This is a genomic window from Streptomyces sp. NPDC091416, from assembly GCF_044756845.1.
Lineage (GTDB): Bacteria > Actinomycetota > Actinomycetes > Streptomycetales > Streptomycetaceae > Streptomyces.
The window spans coordinates 72,974-88,063 of sequence record NZ_JBIVTU010000021.1 but is presented as its reverse complement, the minus strand read 5'-3'; the positions used below and the strand labels follow the sequence as shown (position 1 = coordinate 88,063).

Here is a 15,090-nt window from a genome sequence, read left to right as displayed (position 1 = left end):
GTTCACTTCGCGTCGGAATACCGTTCCACCACCGCCGTGGTGAACGGGAAGCGGACCGGTGTGTCACCGAAGGCGGTCCGCCCGGCCAGTTCGCCGGCCGCCCGGATCGCCTCCACCACGGTCCCGGCCTCCTCCTGGGGGCAGTGCACGATCACCTCGTCGTGCTGGAAGAAGACCAGCTCCGCCCGGAGCCCGGCCGCCGTGATCGACTGCCGCAGCGCGGCCAGGAGCAGCAGCGCCCAGTCGGCCGCACTGCCCTGCACCACGAAGTTACGGGTGAAGCGGCCCCGCGCACGGGCGTTGGAGGAGGCGTAGCCCGGGGTGAACGCGCCGTCCGCCGCCGAGCCGTCCGGCGTCGGGTCCTCGCTCTCCTGCGGGATGCCGGCCTCCCCGTCGTCCCCGCTGCCCGCGGCGGGCGGGCTGGTCCGGCCCAGCCAGGTCCGTACGAGACGGCCCTCCTCGCCGGCCTTCGCCGCGTCGTCCACGTAGGCGACCGCGTGCGGGAACCTCCGGCGCAGGGCCGCCAGGTTCTTCAGCCCGTCCCCGGACGTCTGGCCGTAGACCGCGCCGAGCAGCGCGATCTTGGCGTGGTCGCGGTCGCCGTGGAAGGCGCGGTCGGACAGCGTCGTGTACAGGTCGCCGTCATGGCCGGCCACCTCCATCAGGCCGCGGTCGCGGGAGATCGCGGCCAATACCCTCGGCTCCATCTGGTCGGCGTCCGCGACGACCAGGCGCCAGCCCTCGTCGGCCACCACCGCCCGCCGGATCACCTTCGGGATCTGCAGCGCACCACCGCCGTTGGTCGTCCAGCGGCCGCTGACCGTGCCGCCGGGCTGGTACTCGGGGCGGAAGCGGCCGTCGCGGACCCAGTCCTGGAGCCAGCTCCAGCCGTGGGCCGTCCAGATCCGGTACAGCTTCTTGTACTGGACGAGCGGGCGCACCGCCGGATGATCCAGCTCCTCCAGCTCCCAGCGGCGGGTCGACCGCACCTTGATGCCCGCCTGCGCGAAGGCCTTCACCACGTCGGCGGGAAGGTCCGGACGGACCCGGCGGCCGAACGCGGCGGACACCTCGTCGGCGAGCTCGGCCAGCTTCCGGGGCTCGCCGCCGCCCGCGTACCGCTCGCCGAGGAGCTCGTGCAGCACCTCGCGGTGGACGTCGGCCCGCCAGGGCAGGCCCGAGCGGTTCATCTCGGCGGCGACCAGCATCCCGGCGGACTCGGCGGCCGTCAGCAGGCGCATCCGGCCCGGCCGGTCCGTGGCGTCGTGCCGGGCGAGCTGGTCCGCGTACACCTGGAGCAGGGCGTCGAAGGGCAGCCCGGTCCCCGACTGCGGCTCGAACAGGGAGGACTGGGAACCCGGGACCGCGGATCGCGGCGGCGGATCGGGCGGCACCGGGCCGCGCAGCAGACGGGCGTGGGCGGCGGCGGCGGAGCGGGGTTCGCCGAGCCGGCCCTCGTGCCCCAGCAGGAGCGACTCGGCGACCTCGATGTCGTAGCAGCGCGCGACCGGGACGCCGGCGGCCAGCAGCCGTGGGTAGACCTCGGCCGTCGAACGCCACACCCAGCGGGTCACACCGGGTCGCGAGCGGACGGCCTCGACGAGGTCCGGTTCGGTGACGGCCGGGGCGGTGGGACGGCCGGTGCGGTCCAGCGGGGCGAGGCGCGCGCCACCGCTCTCCGTGACGGCCACAGCCCAGCGTTCGGTCATGGATTCGAGTCTGGCACCCGGCACTGACAGCGAGGCGGAGCGCGCGCGGGGGGCGACGCTGGAAGGATGGGCCGGGCCCGGGCAAGCGGGACTTTTCGTAGCATGCCCGGTCCGGATCCGTTGCGACGAGGAGGCACACGACCCGATGGAAGCAATCGTTTTCGAGGAGTTCGGCGGACCCGAGGTACTGCACCCGGCCCGGGTCGAGGACCCGCATCCCGGTCCCGGGCAGGTGCGGGTGAAGGTCCGGGCCGCCGCGGTCAACCCGATGGACTACAAGATCCGGCGCGGCTGGATGGAGGACGTGTTCCCGACCTCGCTGCCGGCGATTCCCGGCGTCGAGTTCGCCGGGGTGGTCGACGTGACCGGTGAAGGGGTCACCGGCGTCGCGGTGGGCGACGAGGTGCTGGGCTGGAGCGCCACCGGTTCCTACGCCGAGTACGCCCTGGCCGACGCCTCCCTCGTCGCCCGGAAACCCCCGGAGCTGAGCTGGCCGGACGCGGCCGCCCTGACCATCGCGACGAACACCGCCCAGCGCGTCCTGGACGAGCTCGCCGTGGAGGCGGGGGAGACCCTGCTGCTGCACGGTGCCGCCGGAGCGGTCGGATCGGCCGCCGTCCAGCTGGCATCGGCCCGCGGCGCGACGGTCATCGGCACGGCGTCCCCGCGCAACCACGACTACCTGCGGGTGCTCGGCGCGACCCCGGTGGCGTACGGGGACGGGCTGGTCGGCCGGGTCCGCGCACTGGCTCCCCAGGGTGTGGACGCGGTCTTCGACGCGGCGGGGCGCGGGGCGCTCCCGGACTCCATCGAGCTGCGCGGCGGCACCACCGACCGGATCGTCACCATCGCGGACCCGGACGCGGGCAAGCACGGCGTCGCGTTCTCCGGCGGCGGCTCCCGGTCCGGGAAGCAACTGGCCGAGCATGCCCGCCAAGCGGCCGACGGCGAGCTGCGGGTGCCCGTCGCCGAGACGTTCCCGCTCGACGAGGCGGCCAGGGCGCAGGAGCTGAGCGAGGCGGGGCACGTACGCGGGAAGGTCGTCCTGCTGCCGTGAGGGACGGATGGGTGCGCGGCCCGGCAGAAGTTGTCCACAGGGTGTGGATGAAGTCCGGCGAGTCCGCCCTGCCTACCCTGACCTCATGGAACCGGTGATCGACCAGGCCTTCGCGGCAGCCCTGTACTCGGACGACGACTCCGGCCTCGACACCGGCGCGTCGCTTCTCGCCGCCGACCCGGCCTCCGACGCGGAGCTGCTGCGCCGGGGCGAGGAGTTCGTCCGGCGCGCCTGGGACCGGGGCTGGCTGCCCGCCGACCTCGTGCGCCTGGTCCGTCGCGAACTGGACGAGCACGCGGCCGGCCTGGCCGCCGGGCTGATCGGTTCGGAGGTCCGGCGCTACGAGGTGCTCCCGCCCCGCTGGCAGGCCCAGCTGGACGAGCTGCCCGCCCCGCCGCCGACGGGGCGGCCGGACCGCTTCTCGTACGCCTCCGCGCTCCTGGCGCTCCACCGGCTGCTGCTGCGGCTGCCCGCGATCGAACCCGTCGGGCCGCCGCCCGGCGCGTTGCGCGATGCCCTGCACCTGCCGCCCGCGCACGACGAACCGCGCATGCTGACCCGGATCCGCGCCCTGCTGGCCAAGGCCGAGGCGACGGGCTTTCCCGAGGAGGCGGAGGCGCTCACCACCAAGGCGCAGGAACTGATGGCCCGGCACAGTATCGACGAGGCCCTGCTGGCGGCCCGTACGCACAGCGGCAGTGTGCCCGGCGCCCGCCGGATCGGGGTGGACGCCCCGTACGAGACGGCCAAGGCGATCCTGCTCGACGCCGTCGCCTCGGCGAACCGCTGCCGGGCCGTGTGGAACAGCGACCTGGGCTTCTCCACGGTGGTCGGTTTCGAGCCGGACCTGGAGGCCGTGGAACTGCTCCACACCTCGCTGCTGGTGCAGGGCACGGCGGCGATGACCCGGGCCGAAGCGGGCCAGCGGGCCGGCGGCCGCAAACGGACCAAGACCTTCCGGCAGTCCTTCCTGATGGCCTACGCCCAGCGGCTGGGCGCCCGGCTGGCCGACGGCACCGCCCGCGCCACCGCCGAGGCCGAGGCGGAGGGCGCGGTTCCCGGCGCGTCGTCCGCCGGGGCCGCTCTGCTGCCCGTGCTGGCGGCCCGGGACGTGGCGGTCACCGGCGCCGCGGAGAAGATGTTCCCCGAGACCACGACGACCCGGGTCCGCGGTGCCACGGACCTTGACGGCTGGACCCACGGCACGGCCGCGGCGGACCGGGCCCGGATGGGCAAAGGCGGAAGCACCCCGGAGATCCCCGGCTGAGAAACGGCCCTTCCGGCCGGGCGCCCCCGGTGGCACCGCTGGTCCTGGCGCCCGGGCTGCGCCGCGGGGCGGGGTCTGCGGGCCGGAAGGGTGGCGCTCTTACGCGTGGTCCGTGAACCGGAAGGGCCGTGCCGCTGGTCCTGGCGCCCGGGCTGCGCCGCGGGGCGGGGTCTGCGGGCCGGAAGGGGTGGCGCCCCTTCCCGGGGTCCGTGGGCCGGAGGACGGCGCTCCTCCGCGGGGGCCGCGAGCCGGAAGGGCGGCGCTCCTCTGCGGGGTCTGCGGGCCGGAAAGCGGAACCGACAACTCGGGCATATCGGGAAATCCGGTTAGGCTCTGGGCATGAGCTGGCTCCGGGCGCTGAGGGAGACCGCGCGCTCGGGGCTGACGATCGAGCGGAAGCGTCTCGAACCGCTGATCGCCATCCGCGGCGCGGCAGGTCTCGCCCTGGTGATCGGGGTGACCCTCGCGCTGTTCGGGCCCGTGGTCGCCGCCAGCTCCGCGTTCGGCGCCTACCAGGCGGCGATCGCCACGTTCCAGCGCAGCTGGCGGCCCCGGCCCGTGCTCGCCCTGGTCTCCGGCTTCAGCCTCGGCTTGTCGACGTTCCTCGGCTACATCACCAACACCCATCTCCCGCTCTTCCTGGTCCTGCTGGTGGTCTGGACCTTCCTGGCCGGGCTGGCCTGGGCGGCGGGCCCGACGGGCGGCATCATCGCCGCCTCCAACGTCGCGATCATGCTGGTGACGGTCACGCTGCCCACCTCCGTCGCCGAGGCGGCCCTGCACGCCCTGATGATCACCTTCGGCGGGGTGGTCCAGGCGGCCCTCATCGTGCTGTTCCCGGTCCGCAGATGGGGCGCCCAGCGAGACGCCCTGGCCGACGCGCTGGCCGCCGAGGCCGACTACGCCCGCAGGCTGCGCCACGACCCGGTCGCCCACTTCGACCCGGTGCCGCTGATGGAGGCCCGGGAGGCCGCCGCCGTCACCGCCCGCCAGGCCCGCCGCCGCCCCGCCGAACTGCACGGCTCACGCGGCGCCGCCGAGCGGATCAGGCCCGTCCTCGCCTCGCTCGCGGACCCGGCGATGGGCGTCCCGTCCGAGGGGCCCGAACGCGACCGGGTCCGTGAGCTCCTCGCCGCGGCCGGCTCCCTGCTCGACGCGGCCGCGCGGGCCATCCGCCACGGCGACCCGGTGCGCCTGCCCGCCCCCGCCGTCGCCGCGCTGAAGACACCCGACACCGGCGCGCTGCTCACCGGCCCCCCGCTCCGCGCCGCCGACCGGCTGGCCGCCCTGCTCTCCGACGTCATCGAGGCCGCCGAGGGCGAGGGCACGAAGGAGGAGCGGGCCGGGGCCGCGGAGGCCGCCGAAGCCATCGAGGCCGGGCGGGGCGGCCGGCTCCCCGCCGAGCACCACCGGCGGCCCACCCTGCTGCGGCTGGTCCCGGTCGTGATCGCCTCGATGCGCCGCGAGCTGCACCACGGCTCCCCGATCCTGCGGCACGCGATCCGGATCTCCGTCGTCGCCCCGGCCGGCTACCTGCTGGGTCTCGCGCTGCCGTACGGCCACGGCTACTGGGTGCCGATGGCGGCCGTCATGGTGATGCGGCCGGAGTTCTCCCGTACGTACGAACGTTCCGTGGCGCGCTTCGGCGGCACCGTCGTCGGGGTCTTCGTCGCCAGCGTGATCGTCCAGGCGTCCCACCCGCGAGCCGCGCTGTCCGCCGTGCTCGCCGTGGTCTGCGCCCTGCTGATGTACCTGCTGATGCGCACCGGCTACGCCGTCAGCCAGGCGTGCGTCGCCGCGTATGTGGTCTTCCTGCTCGGCATGGCGGGCGACGACCTCTCGCAGACCGTGCTCGAACGGGTCCTGCTGACCCTTCTCGGCGGGGTCCTGGCGATGATCTCGTACGCCGTCTACCCGGCCTGGGAGACCCCGCGGCTGCGCGGCCGGCTCGGCGACTGGCTGAAGGAGGACGGCCGGTACGCGGCCTCGGTCGTCGACCAGTACGCGGATCCGGCCGACCGCGGCCACGACGACGTCCGCCAGGCCCTGCTCGCCACCCGAAACGCCCGCGTCGCCTGGCAGGAGGCGGTGGCCACCGCCCAGCACGAGCCGGTGCGCAACCGCGGCCTCTCGCGCGCCGCGGCCGACGACACCCAGCACGCGCTGGCCCAGCTCGGCCGGGTCGCGATGCTGATGGAGGCGCACCTGCCGGAGGGCGGTGCCACTCCCGTACCGGCCGCCGCTCCGCTCGCCGACGCGCTGCGCCGGGCCACCGAGCAGGGCGCCAAGGCGGTGCGGGAGCGGCGGGTGCCGGACTGGACGGCGGTGCGGGAGGCGCTGGCGCAGTGGGACGAGGAGGAGAGGCTGCGCGAAGGAGGCGGGGACCCGGTCGTACGGAACGGGGCCGACCTCCTGCTCAAAGCCCTGGAGGAGTTCTCCGAGGGCCTGGAAGGCGGCGCGTCGAGCTCCCGCGCCTCCCGTGACTGAGTGACTGACGGGTGGTCAGGACCGGGCCGCCGATCGGGGGTCAGGGGTCGGCAGATCGGGCAGGCCCTCCAGGGAGTCGGCGTCGGTCTTGGCGAGCGTGTCCTTGGTGCCGCCGTCCCACGTGACGACGACGGTCCTGCCGTCGTTGGACTCGACGGCTCCCGCGGTCCGGGCGGTGTCGCCGTCGGCGCACTTCAGTGACAGCACCGGTTTGTCCGTGTCCTTGGCGGTCCCCGAGCAGACATGGGAGTCGGCGACGACGACGGCCTTCCCGGATGCGACGGACAGCACCACGGCCTTGCCGTCGGTCTGTCCGGCCCAGGCGCCTTCCAGCGCCTTGACCCCGCCGGTGGCGTCGTCCGCCCCGGAGCCCGAGTCGTCGCCGCCCGTGCTGCCGGCCGGGGCCGGGGTGGCGGTGGAGCCGGAACTCCGGTCCGCGCCTTCCTTGTCGCCGTCGCTGCCGCACCCGGTCAGGGCGAGAGCGGTCAGCAGTCCGGTGGCGAGGACGACGCCGGTACGTACGTGCCTGTACATGCTGAATTCCCCCTGGTAGACGAATGACCGTCCAAGCTACCAGCCGGTCACCAACGGAGCGGAGCGGTCAACTCCCGGAATCGGGAGCGGAACAGCTCTTTCGTTCGTCTTTCTTCTGCAGAGAGCTGTAACCGAGGGAACACCGCGCGTGCACGTGCATCTGCCCATGCATCCGCTCATGCACCAGGAATTGAACACAGCTATGATCCGAGACAGTTGACACTTGCACTTTGCAACTCGGGGAGCGTCCTGTGCACCACGTGTACAACGGCATGGCGGCCACAGAGCTCCGCGGAGTCGTCTGGCAGAAGAGCAGGCACAGCAACTCCCAAGGATCCTGCGTGGAGTTCGCGAAGCTGCCCGACGGCGATGTGGCGATGCGCAATTCGCGCCACCCCGACGGGCCGGCGCTGGTCTATACGCCCGCGGAGATAGAGGCTCTGCTGCTCGGCGTGAAGGACGGCGAGTTCGACCACCTCATAGCGGAGGCGTGAGCGCTTTACGCGGGGCGCGGGTCCGGGTGGCCGCTGCGCTGCGGACTCCCGTGCTCGCGCTGTCGGGGCGTCATACGTGCGCGGGGCAGAGCCTTTTCGCCCACGCGTCGCACGCCTCCCGTCCGCCTGTCAGGCGGGCTCGGAGAGCCTGAAAAGCGCCCAGACGACCTTTCCGCGCGGAACGGGCCCGGCGACGGCGCTTCCCGTCGCCCATACGGGTGAAGGGTGCCAGCCCCAGCAGTCGCTGAAGGAGTCCACCAGGAAGAGCCCGCGGCCCGACTCCGCGGAGTCCTCGGCCTCGGACGCGACGGGGCTCGCCTGGCTGGGATCGCGCACCGCGCAGACCAGGCGCGAGGTCCACCGCATCAGGTGCAGGCGGACCGGCGGGTCCTGGGGCTCGCGCGGCGTGTCCGTGGGCAGGGCGTGCCGCAGGGCGTTGGTGACCAGTTCGGACACGACCAGGGCGACGTCGTCGAAGCGCTCGCTCAGGCCCCAGCCGCTCAGGGTCGCCCGGGTGAACTGCCGGGCCCCGCCGACGGCTTCGTAGCGAGCGGGCAGGGCGCAGGTGGCCGAGCCGGAGACGGCGGAGGGGTCGATGGGGGGAAGCCCCTGCCGTAACGGCTCGAGCATCGTCGATCCATTCGTCCCCATGCGAGGCACTCCCGAGAATCGCGGCTGTATCGGTACTGCGGGTACGCGGCTACAGCGGCACAACACGAACGAGCACGCAGGTGCGCGTCGCCCATGGTTCCGAATGCGCAGAGCAGATGCAAGGGCAGATGCACGTGCACGCGCCTGACCTGTCCGATAGCGTGCCGGTTCTTGCTCATTTCTTCCTGTGCGGAGTTTCGGGACCTTCGGGAAGTCTTCCCATTTCCGTAATCGAATGAGTACGGGCTGAAGCGTTTTGATGGCAGAATCCGGCTCTTGGGGTTCGGGGGGGCCCCGATGCCCAGGAAGCGATGGGGAGGGTTGGACCGGTGGCGGCAGGCGAGTCGAGTGGATCCGTGGTGCGGCGCATCCTGCTGGGTTCGCAGCTGAGGCGGCTGCGGGACTCACGCGGCATCACGCGCGAGGCGGCCGGCTACTCCATCCGGGCCTCCGAATCGAAGATCAGCCGCATGGAGTTGGGACGGGTGAGCTTCAAGGCCAGGGACGTCGAGGACCTGCTCACGCTCTACGGAGTCACGGACGAGGCGGAGCGCGGCTCCCTCCTCGGCCTGGCCCGTGAGGCCAACGTGGCGGGCTGGTGGCACAGTTACGGAGATGTGCTTCCTGGCTGGTTCCAGACGTACATCGGCCTGGAAGGCGCCGCCTCACTCATCCGCATCTATGAAGTCCAGTTCGTGCACGGTCTGTTGCAGACCGAGGATTACGCGCACGCGGTCGTCTCGCGAGGCATGCGGGGCGCTCCCGCCGCCGAGATCGACCGCCGGGTCGCGCTTCGGCTGGAGCGCCAGAAGGCCCTCGTGTCCGAACGGGCCCCCCGCTTCCACGCCGTTCTGGACGAGGCGGCGCTGCGCCGCCCGTACGGCGGGCGGGAAGTGATGCGCACCCAATTGCGCCATCTGATCGAAATGTCGGAACGGCCGAACATCACGCTCCAGGTCATGCCTTTCAGCTTCGGCGGGCATGCGGGTGAGAGCGGTTCCTTTACGATGCTGCGATTCCCGGAATCCGATCTGTCGGACATTGTCTATTTGGAGCAGCTGACAAGTGCGCTCTATCTGGACAAGGCCGAAGAAGTCGCCCAGTACGAAAAGGCAATGACCCGGCTCCACGACGAGAGCCCCGGGCCGGAGGAGAGCCGTGATCTGCTCCGTGGTCTTCTCCAACTCTCCTGATATTTCAGTACGATGACGTTCCGACAGGAGTCTGCACCTGCAGTAAGGGATCGCATGTCCTTCTTCCACGAGCTGGCAGCCCAGTACATCGACGGTGAATGGCGCACCGGTACCGGCTCGTGGGACATCATCGATTTCAATCCCTACGACGGTGAGAAGCTCGCCGCCATCACCGTCGCCACGGCGGACGAGGTCGATGCCGCCTACCGTGCCGCCGAGCGCGCCCAGCGGGAGTGGGCCGCCACGAGTCCGTACGAGCGCCGCGGCGTTCTGGAGCGGGCCCTGCGGATCACCGAGGAACTGGCCGACGACATCGTCGAGGCGGTCATCGACGAACTGGGCGGCACCCGGGCGAAGGCGCTGTACGAACTGAGCGGCGCCCAGGACTTCCTGCGCGAGGCGGCGCGTCAGGCACTGCACCCGGAGGGCCGGATCCTGCCCTCCCCGGTGGACGGCAAGGAGAACCGCCTCTACCGGCTCCCGGTCGGCGTCGTCGGTGTCATCAGCCCCTTCAACTTCCCCTTCCTGGTGACGATGAAGTCCGTCGCGCCGGCCCTGGCGCTCGGCAACGCGGTCGTGGTCAAGCCCAACCAGAACGCGCCGGTCACGGGCGGTGGGCTGATCGCCCGGATCTTCGAGGAGGCCGGGCTGCCGGCCGGGCTGCTCAATGTCGTCGTCACCGACATAGCCGAGATAGGCGACGCGTTCATCGCGCACCCCGTCCCCAAGGTGATCTCGTTCGCCGGGTCGGACCGCGTGGGCCGTCACGTCGCCGCGACGGCGGGTGCGCTCTTCAAGCGCACCATTCTCGAACTCAGCGGCAACAGCGCGCTGGTGGTGCTCGACGACGCGGACATCGACTACGCGGTCGACTCCGCCGTCTTCAGCCGCTTCGTCTACCAGGGCCAGGTCTGCATGGCAGCCAACCGGATCCTGGTGGACCGGGCCGTCGCCTCCGAGTTCACCGAGAAGTTCGTGGCCCGGGTGGCCGCGCTCCGGACCGGCGACCCGCGGGACCCGCAGACGCAGATCGGCCCGGTCATCAACACCTTCCAGGCCGACGCGCTGACCGCCCTCGTCGACCAGGCGCTCGCGGACGGAGCCACGGCGCCGGTCCGGGGCCGCACCCGCGGCAACCTCGTCGAGCCGACCGTGCTCACCGGGCTCCAGGCCGGATCGCCGCTGCTCTCCCAGGAGATCTTCGGCCCGGTGGCGCTGCTGATCGAGTTCGACGGCGAGGAGGAGGCCGTGCGGATCGCCGACGACAGCCCCTACGGGCTCAGCGGCGCCGTGCACACCGCCGATGCCGAACGCGGAGTGCGCTTCGCCCAGCGGATCGACAGCGGCATGTTCCACGTCAACGACGCCACCGTCCAGGACGATCCGCTGGTCGCCTTCGGCGGCGAGAAGGACTCCGGGAACGGCCGGCTGAACGGCGAGGCGACGGTCGAGGCCTTCACCACCCGGAAGTGGATATCGATCCAGCACGGCCGGAGCCACTTCCCGCTCTGAACCCCGGAGCGACTTCCGGCCCCGGAGCCACCACCCGCCTGCCCCTGAGCCCTGCGCCGTTCCCGATCGCCGCACCGATACTCTCGTCAAAGTTGAGTAGAGAGGTGGGTGGGATGTCAGCGATCCGGTTGTTGGTCCTCTGCGCCGTGCGGCAGCACGGCCGGGCGCACGGCTATCAGATCCGCAACGACCTGGAGTACTGGGGCGCGCACGAGTGGTCCAACGCCAAGCCGGGGTCGATCTACCACGCACTGAAGCAGATGGCGAAGCAGGGCGTGCTGCTCGCCCACGAGGTCGCGCCGAGCACGGTGGGCGGCCCGCCGCGCACCGAGTACGAGATCACCGAGCAGGGCGACGAGGAGTACTTCACGCTGCTGCGCGCGGCGCTGACCTCGCACGACCAGAAGCTGGACGTGCTGTCGGCCGGGCTGGGCGGGATCGTCGACCTGGAACGGGCCGAGGCGGTGGCCCTGCTCAAGGAGCGGGTGGCGGGCCTTGCCCGGTGGCGGACCTCGGTCACCGAGTACTACACGCCCGAGGAGGGGCCCGAATCGATCGGGCACATCGGCGAGATCATGAACATGTGGGTGCACTCGGCGGACTCGGGGGCGGAGTGGACCCGGGGCCTGATCGAGCGCATCGAGGGCGGGGCGTACACCTTCGCGGGCGAGGGTGATCCGTTCGTCGGGGTGCTGGCCGAGGGGGAGGTGAACCCGTATGCGAGCGGGGTCGCCGATCCGGGGGATGCTCACTAATCAAGTTTGACGAATGCGGTTCGGTCCGTTACCTTTCCCGTTCTAGTCAAGTTTGACTAATAGGGGGTGTGGCGATGTCTGACGACGCGATCGTCGTCGAAGGAGTGCACAAGCGCTACGGCACGAAGCGCGCGCTGGACGGCCTCGACCTCAGGGTCGCCCGTTCCACCGTGCAGGCGGTACTCGGCCCGAACGGGGCGGGGAAGACCACCGCGGTCCGCATCCTGTCGACGCTGTCGCGGTACGACGAGGGCCGTGTCGAGGTGGCGGGGCACGACGTGCGGCAGCGGCCGGCAGAGGTCCGGCGCCGGATCGGGCTGCTCGGCCAGAACGCGGCGGTGGACGAACAGCTCGGCGGGCGGCAGAACCTGGAGATGTTCGGGCGGCTGTACCACCTGGGCGCACGCCGGGCGGGAGCCCGGGCGGACGAACTGCTGGACCGGTTCGGTCTCGCGGACACCGGCCGCAAGGCGGTCGCGGAGTACAGCGGCGGCATGCGGCGGCGGCTCGACCTGGCCGCCTCGCTGATCACGGATCCGGAGGTGCTCTTCCTCGACGAGCCGACGACCGGTCTCGACCCGCGCGGCCGGGCCGAGGTGTGGGCGGCCGTGCGGGCCCTGGTCGGCAGCGGCACGACCGTACTGCTGACCACGCAGTACCTGGAGGAGGCCGACCAGCTCGCGGACCGGATCTCGCTGGTCGACGGCGGGCGCGTCGCCGCGGAGGGCACGGCCGACGAGCTGAAGGCGCGGGTGGGCGGCGACCGGATCGACGTCGTCGTCCGCGACGGCGCGCAACTGGACCGGGCGGCCGCCCTGCTCGTGGGCGGAGCGGTGAAGGACCCGGACCGGCGGCTGGTCGGCGCACCCGCGGGGGACCGGATGGCGACGCTGTCGCGGACCGTACGGGTCCTGGAGGAGGCGGGTATCGAGGCGGAGGACATCGCGGTGCGCCGCCCGACGCTGGACGAGGTGTTCCTGTCCCTGACGGGGAGCGGTCAGGACGACGTGGAGGTGACGGTATGAGTATGAGTACGGCGGGCTGGGCGGCAGTCGATTCCTGGACCATGACCCGGCGCGAACTGGCGCACTGGGCACGGCAGCCCGTGCAGGTCGTCGTGGGGCTGGTCTTCCCCGTGATGCTGCTGCTGATGTTCAACTACCTGGTCGGCGGCGGCCGGGGGGTCGACGGGGACACCACCGACTACCTGGTTCCCGGCATGCTCGCCCTCACCATGGCCTTCGGCCTGGAGTCGACCATGCTCGCGGTCACCCAGGACCTCGACAAGGGCGTCGTCGACCGGTTCCGCTCGATGCCGATGGCCTCCGGCGCGGTGCTGGTCGGGCGGGCCGTCGCGGACATGCTCCAGTCGGTGGCCGGGCTGGCCGTGATGACCGGGGTGGGGTACGCGATCGGCTGGCGCTGGCACCACGGGCCGCTCGCGGCGCTGGGGGCCGTGGGGCTGCTCCTGCTGCTGCGGTTCGCGATGCTGTGGCTGGGCATCCTGCTGGCGCTGGTGGCGGGGCGGCCGGAGATGGTGCAGGCGGTGCAGATCCTGGTCTGGCCGGTCGGCTTCCTGTCCAACGTCTTCGCGGTGCCGGAGTCGATGCCGGGATGGCTGGGCGCGGTCGTCGAATGGAACCCGATGTCGGCCACGGCCACGGCGGTGCGCGACCTGTTCGGCAACCCGGGCGGTGGCGGGGACTCCTGGGCCGCCGGCCATGCCGGACTGCTGGCGGTCGCGTGGCCGCTGGTGCTGCTGGCCGTCTTCTTCCCGCTGGCGGTCCGGCGGTTCGCGCGGCTCAGCCGCTGACGGGGGGCGTACGGCTCCGGCCCCCGCCCGGCGTTCACGGGCGGGGGCCGGAGGGCGCAGCCGCTCAGTGGTGGAACGACGTCGCCGGGCCGTGCTCGGCGCTCAGCGGGTGGTCCTGGCCGCGCAGCTCGGGCAGCAGCAGGCGCAGGTCCTCCAGCAGCAGCTCCGCCAGGTCGGACGAGAAGCCGTTGCGGCACACGATCCGCAGCACGGAGAGGTCCTCGCGGTTGGCCGGGAAGGTGTACGCGGGCACCAGCCAGCCGCGTTCGCGGAGCCGGCGTGACACGTCGAAGACGTCGTACGCCGTCACCTCCGGCTTGGTCGTCACCGCGAAGACGGGCAGCTGGTCGCCCCGGGTGAGCAGCCGGAAGTCGCCGAGCTCCTCGAACTTCGCAGCCAGCCCCGTCGCGACGTCCCGCGACGCCTGCTGTACGGCCCGGTAGCCCTCCCGGCCCAGCCGCAGGAAGGTGTAGTACTGCGCCACGACCTGGGCGCCCGGCCGGGAGAAGTTCAGCGCGAAGGTGGGCATGTCGCCGCCGAGGTAGTTGACCCGGAAGACGAGTTCCTCGGGCAGTTCGGCGGGCGAGCGCCACAGGGCCCAGCCGACGCCCGGGTAGACCAGGCCGTACTTGTGCCCGGACGTGTTGATCGAGGAGACCCGGGGGAGGCGGAAGTCCCACACCAGGTCCTTGTCCAGGAACGGCGCCACCATCGCGCCGGACGCGCCGTCGACATGGACGGGGATGTCGAGGCCGGTGCGCTCCTGGAGGGCGTCGAGGGCCGCACAGAGCTCGGCGATGGGTTCGTAGCTGCCGTCGAAGGTGGAGCCGAGGATGCCGACTACCCCGATCGTGTTCTCGTCGCAGAGATCGGCGGCGGCCTGCGGATCGAGATGGAAGCGGTCGCCCTCCATCGGGACGAGCCGCGGCTCGACCTCCCAGAACGTGCAGAACTTGTCCCAGCAGACCTGCACGTTGACGCCCATGACCAGGTTGGGCCGGGCGGTCGCCGGATAGCGGTCGGCGTTCTTGGCCGCCCAGCGGCGTTTGAGCGCCATGGCGGCCAGCATGCAGGCCTCGCTGGACCCGGTCGTCGAACAGCCGACGGCCGTGGCGGGGTCGGGGGCGTTCCAGAGGTCGGCGAGCATCGCCACGCAGCGCCGTTCCAGTTCGGCGGTACGCGGGTACTCGTCCTTGTCGATCATGTTCTTGTCGCGGCACTCGCCCATCAGGACACCCGCCTGGGGTTCCATCCAGGTGGTGACGAAGGTGGCGAGGTTGAGCCGCGAGTTGCCGTCGAGCATCAGCTCGTCGTGGACGAGTCCGTAGGCGGTGGCCGGCGGCAGCGGTCCGTCCGGCAGTCTGTGCCGGGGCGGAGCGGATTCCATCCCGGCGGTCGGGTCGGCCTCCCCGAAGAACGGGTTGAGCGCGAGCCGGCGTCGCGGGTCGGACGGTTCGGTGCCGTGTGCGGAGCCCTTGTGGAGCGCCATCGCAGACCTGCCCTTCTCGGCTGTCGCCGACATGACGGAATGAATCCGGCTATACGGACAATCTCTGACGATACGGATGCCGGAGAGGTCCGGCGCGCCGGACACCCGCCCGCCCGGCCGCATCGCCCG

At 72.0% G+C, this 15,090-nt stretch carries 13 protein-coding genes; 9 read left to right on the top strand and 4 right to left on the bottom strand.

The annotated features are described in order from the left end of the window. Window positions 1-2: 2 nt before the first annotated feature. Window positions 3-1,709, bottom strand: coding sequence for a bifunctional 3'-5' exonuclease/DNA polymerase (locus ACIQMX_RS38510; protein WP_363071652.1), 1,707 nt, complete (start codon window positions 1,707-1,709; stop codon window positions 3-5). Between the two features lie 145 nt (window positions 1,710-1,854). On the opposite strand from ACIQMX_RS38510, the gene ACIQMX_RS38505 reads away from it, so the two are divergent. From ACIQMX_RS38505 to ACIQMX_RS38495, 3 genes are all read left to right on the top strand, one after another. Then, on the top strand, window positions 1,855-2,766 hold the full coding sequence (locus ACIQMX_RS38505) for an NADP-dependent oxidoreductase (protein WP_363071650.1): 912 nt from the start codon (window positions 1,855-1,857) through the stop codon (window positions 2,764-2,766). Between the two features lie 85 nt (window positions 2,767-2,851). Beyond that, on the top strand, window positions 2,852-4,033 hold the full coding sequence (locus ACIQMX_RS38500) for a DUF2786 domain-containing protein (RefSeq protein WP_363071648.1): 1,182 nt from the start codon (window positions 2,852-2,854) through the stop codon (window positions 4,031-4,033). Between the two features lie 339 nt (window positions 4,034-4,372). After that, entirely contained in the window at window positions 4,373-6,520 is a 2,148-nt protein-coding gene (locus ACIQMX_RS38495; protein ID WP_363071646.1) for an FUSC family protein, read from the top strand. A 15-nt stretch (window positions 6,521-6,535) separates the two neighbouring features. On the opposite strand, the gene ACIQMX_RS38490 is transcribed toward ACIQMX_RS38495, so the two are convergent. Next, window positions 6,536-7,054 (bottom strand): hypothetical protein, encoded by a 519-nt coding sequence (locus ACIQMX_RS38490; RefSeq protein WP_363071644.1) that lies wholly within the window; start codon window positions 7,052-7,054, stop codon window positions 6,536-6,538. 251 nt (window positions 7,055-7,305) lie between these two features. Between ACIQMX_RS38490 and ACIQMX_RS38485 the strand changes: the two genes are divergently transcribed. Next, window positions 7,306-7,548: a DUF397 domain-containing protein gene (locus ACIQMX_RS38485; protein ID WP_250969074.1), complete on the top strand. Its 243-nt coding sequence runs from the start codon at window positions 7,306-7,308 to the stop codon at window positions 7,546-7,548. A gap of 129 nt (window positions 7,549-7,677) precedes the next feature. On the opposite strand, the gene ACIQMX_RS38480 is transcribed toward ACIQMX_RS38485, so the two are convergent. Beyond that, window positions 7,678-8,178 carry an ATP-binding protein gene (locus ACIQMX_RS38480; RefSeq protein ID WP_363071642.1) on the bottom strand — a complete coding sequence of 167 codons (501 nt, stop codon included), beginning with the start codon at window positions 8,176-8,178 and terminating at the stop codon, window positions 7,678-7,680. A 332-nt stretch (window positions 8,179-8,510) separates the two neighbouring features. On the opposite strand from ACIQMX_RS38480, the gene ACIQMX_RS38475 reads away from it, so the two are divergent. The 5 genes from ACIQMX_RS38475 to ACIQMX_RS38455 all read left to right on the top strand — a co-directional run bounded on the left by ACIQMX_RS38475 (window position 8,511) and on the right by ACIQMX_RS38455 (window position 13,472). Further along, a complete protein-coding gene (locus tag ACIQMX_RS38475) occupies window positions 8,511-9,392 on the top strand; it encodes a helix-turn-helix transcriptional regulator (protein WP_363071640.1) in 882 nt (293 codons plus the stop codon). A 54-nt stretch (window positions 9,393-9,446) separates the two neighbouring features. After that, window positions 9,447-10,904: an aldehyde dehydrogenase family protein gene (locus tag ACIQMX_RS38470; RefSeq protein ID WP_402485250.1), complete on the top strand. Its 1,458-nt coding sequence runs from the start codon at window positions 9,447-9,449 to the stop codon at window positions 10,902-10,904. Between the two features lie 113 nt (window positions 10,905-11,017). Further along, window positions 11,018-11,659, top strand: coding sequence for a PadR family transcriptional regulator (locus ACIQMX_RS38465; protein ID WP_363071636.1), 642 nt, complete (start codon window positions 11,018-11,020; stop codon window positions 11,657-11,659). A 74-nt stretch (window positions 11,660-11,733) separates the two neighbouring features. Next, window positions 11,734-12,684 (top strand): ATP-binding cassette domain-containing protein, encoded by a 951-nt coding sequence (locus tag ACIQMX_RS38460; protein WP_402485247.1) that lies wholly within the window; start codon window positions 11,734-11,736, stop codon window positions 12,682-12,684. Beyond that, a complete protein-coding gene (locus ACIQMX_RS38455) occupies window positions 12,681-13,472 on the top strand; it encodes an ABC transporter permease (protein WP_363071632.1) in 792 nt (263 codons plus the stop codon). The genes ACIQMX_RS38460 and ACIQMX_RS38455 overlap by 4 nt, the downstream gene beginning before the upstream one ends. Window positions 13,473-13,536: 64 nt before the next feature. On the opposite strand, the gene ACIQMX_RS38450 is transcribed toward ACIQMX_RS38455, so the two are convergent. Then, window positions 13,537-14,961, bottom strand: coding sequence for a glutamate decarboxylase (locus ACIQMX_RS38450; protein ID WP_363071744.1), 1,425 nt, complete (start codon window positions 14,959-14,961; stop codon window positions 13,537-13,539). Between the last annotated feature and the right edge of the window lie 129 nt (window positions 14,962-15,090).

Excerpts from the sequence above, each read along its gene's own strand:
- ACIQMX_RS38510 (WP_363071652.1), bottom strand. The coding sequence starts at position 1,709 with ATGACCGAACGCTGGGCTGTGGCCGTCACGGAGAGCGGTGGCGCGCGC.
- ACIQMX_RS38500 (WP_363071648.1), top strand. The coding sequence starts at position 2,852 with ATGGAACCGGTGATCGACCAGGCCTTCGCGGCAGCCCTGTACTCGGAC.
- ACIQMX_RS38455 (WP_363071632.1), top strand. The coding sequence starts at position 12,681 with ATGAGTATGAGTACGGCGGGCTGGGCGGCAGTCGATTCCTGGACCATG.
- ACIQMX_RS38495 (WP_363071646.1), top strand. The coding sequence starts at position 4,373 with ATGAGCTGGCTCCGGGCGCTGAGGGAGACCGCGCGCTCGGGGCTGACG.
- ACIQMX_RS38490 (WP_363071644.1), bottom strand. The coding sequence starts at position 7,054 with ATGTACAGGCACGTACGTACCGGCGTCGTCCTCGCCACCGGACTGCTG.
- ACIQMX_RS38450 (WP_363071744.1), bottom strand. The coding sequence starts at position 14,961 with ATGGCGCTCCACAAGGGCTCCGCACACGGCACCGAACCGTCCGACCCG.
- ACIQMX_RS38465 (WP_363071636.1), top strand. The coding sequence starts at position 11,018 with ATGTCAGCGATCCGGTTGTTGGTCCTCTGCGCCGTGCGGCAGCACGGC.
- ACIQMX_RS38460 (WP_402485247.1), top strand. The coding sequence starts at position 11,734 with ATGTCTGACGACGCGATCGTCGTCGAAGGAGTGCACAAGCGCTACGGC.
- ACIQMX_RS38505 (WP_363071650.1), top strand. The coding sequence starts at position 1,855 with ATGGAAGCAATCGTTTTCGAGGAGTTCGGCGGACCCGAGGTACTGCAC.
- ACIQMX_RS38480 (WP_363071642.1), bottom strand. The coding sequence starts at position 8,178 with ATGCTCGAGCCGTTACGGCAGGGGCTTCCCCCCATCGACCCCTCCGCC.
- ACIQMX_RS38470 (WP_402485250.1), top strand. The coding sequence starts at position 9,447 with ATGTCCTTCTTCCACGAGCTGGCAGCCCAGTACATCGACGGTGAATGG.
- ACIQMX_RS38475 (WP_363071640.1), top strand. The coding sequence starts at position 8,511 with ATGGGGAGGGTTGGACCGGTGGCGGCAGGCGAGTCGAGTGGATCCGTG.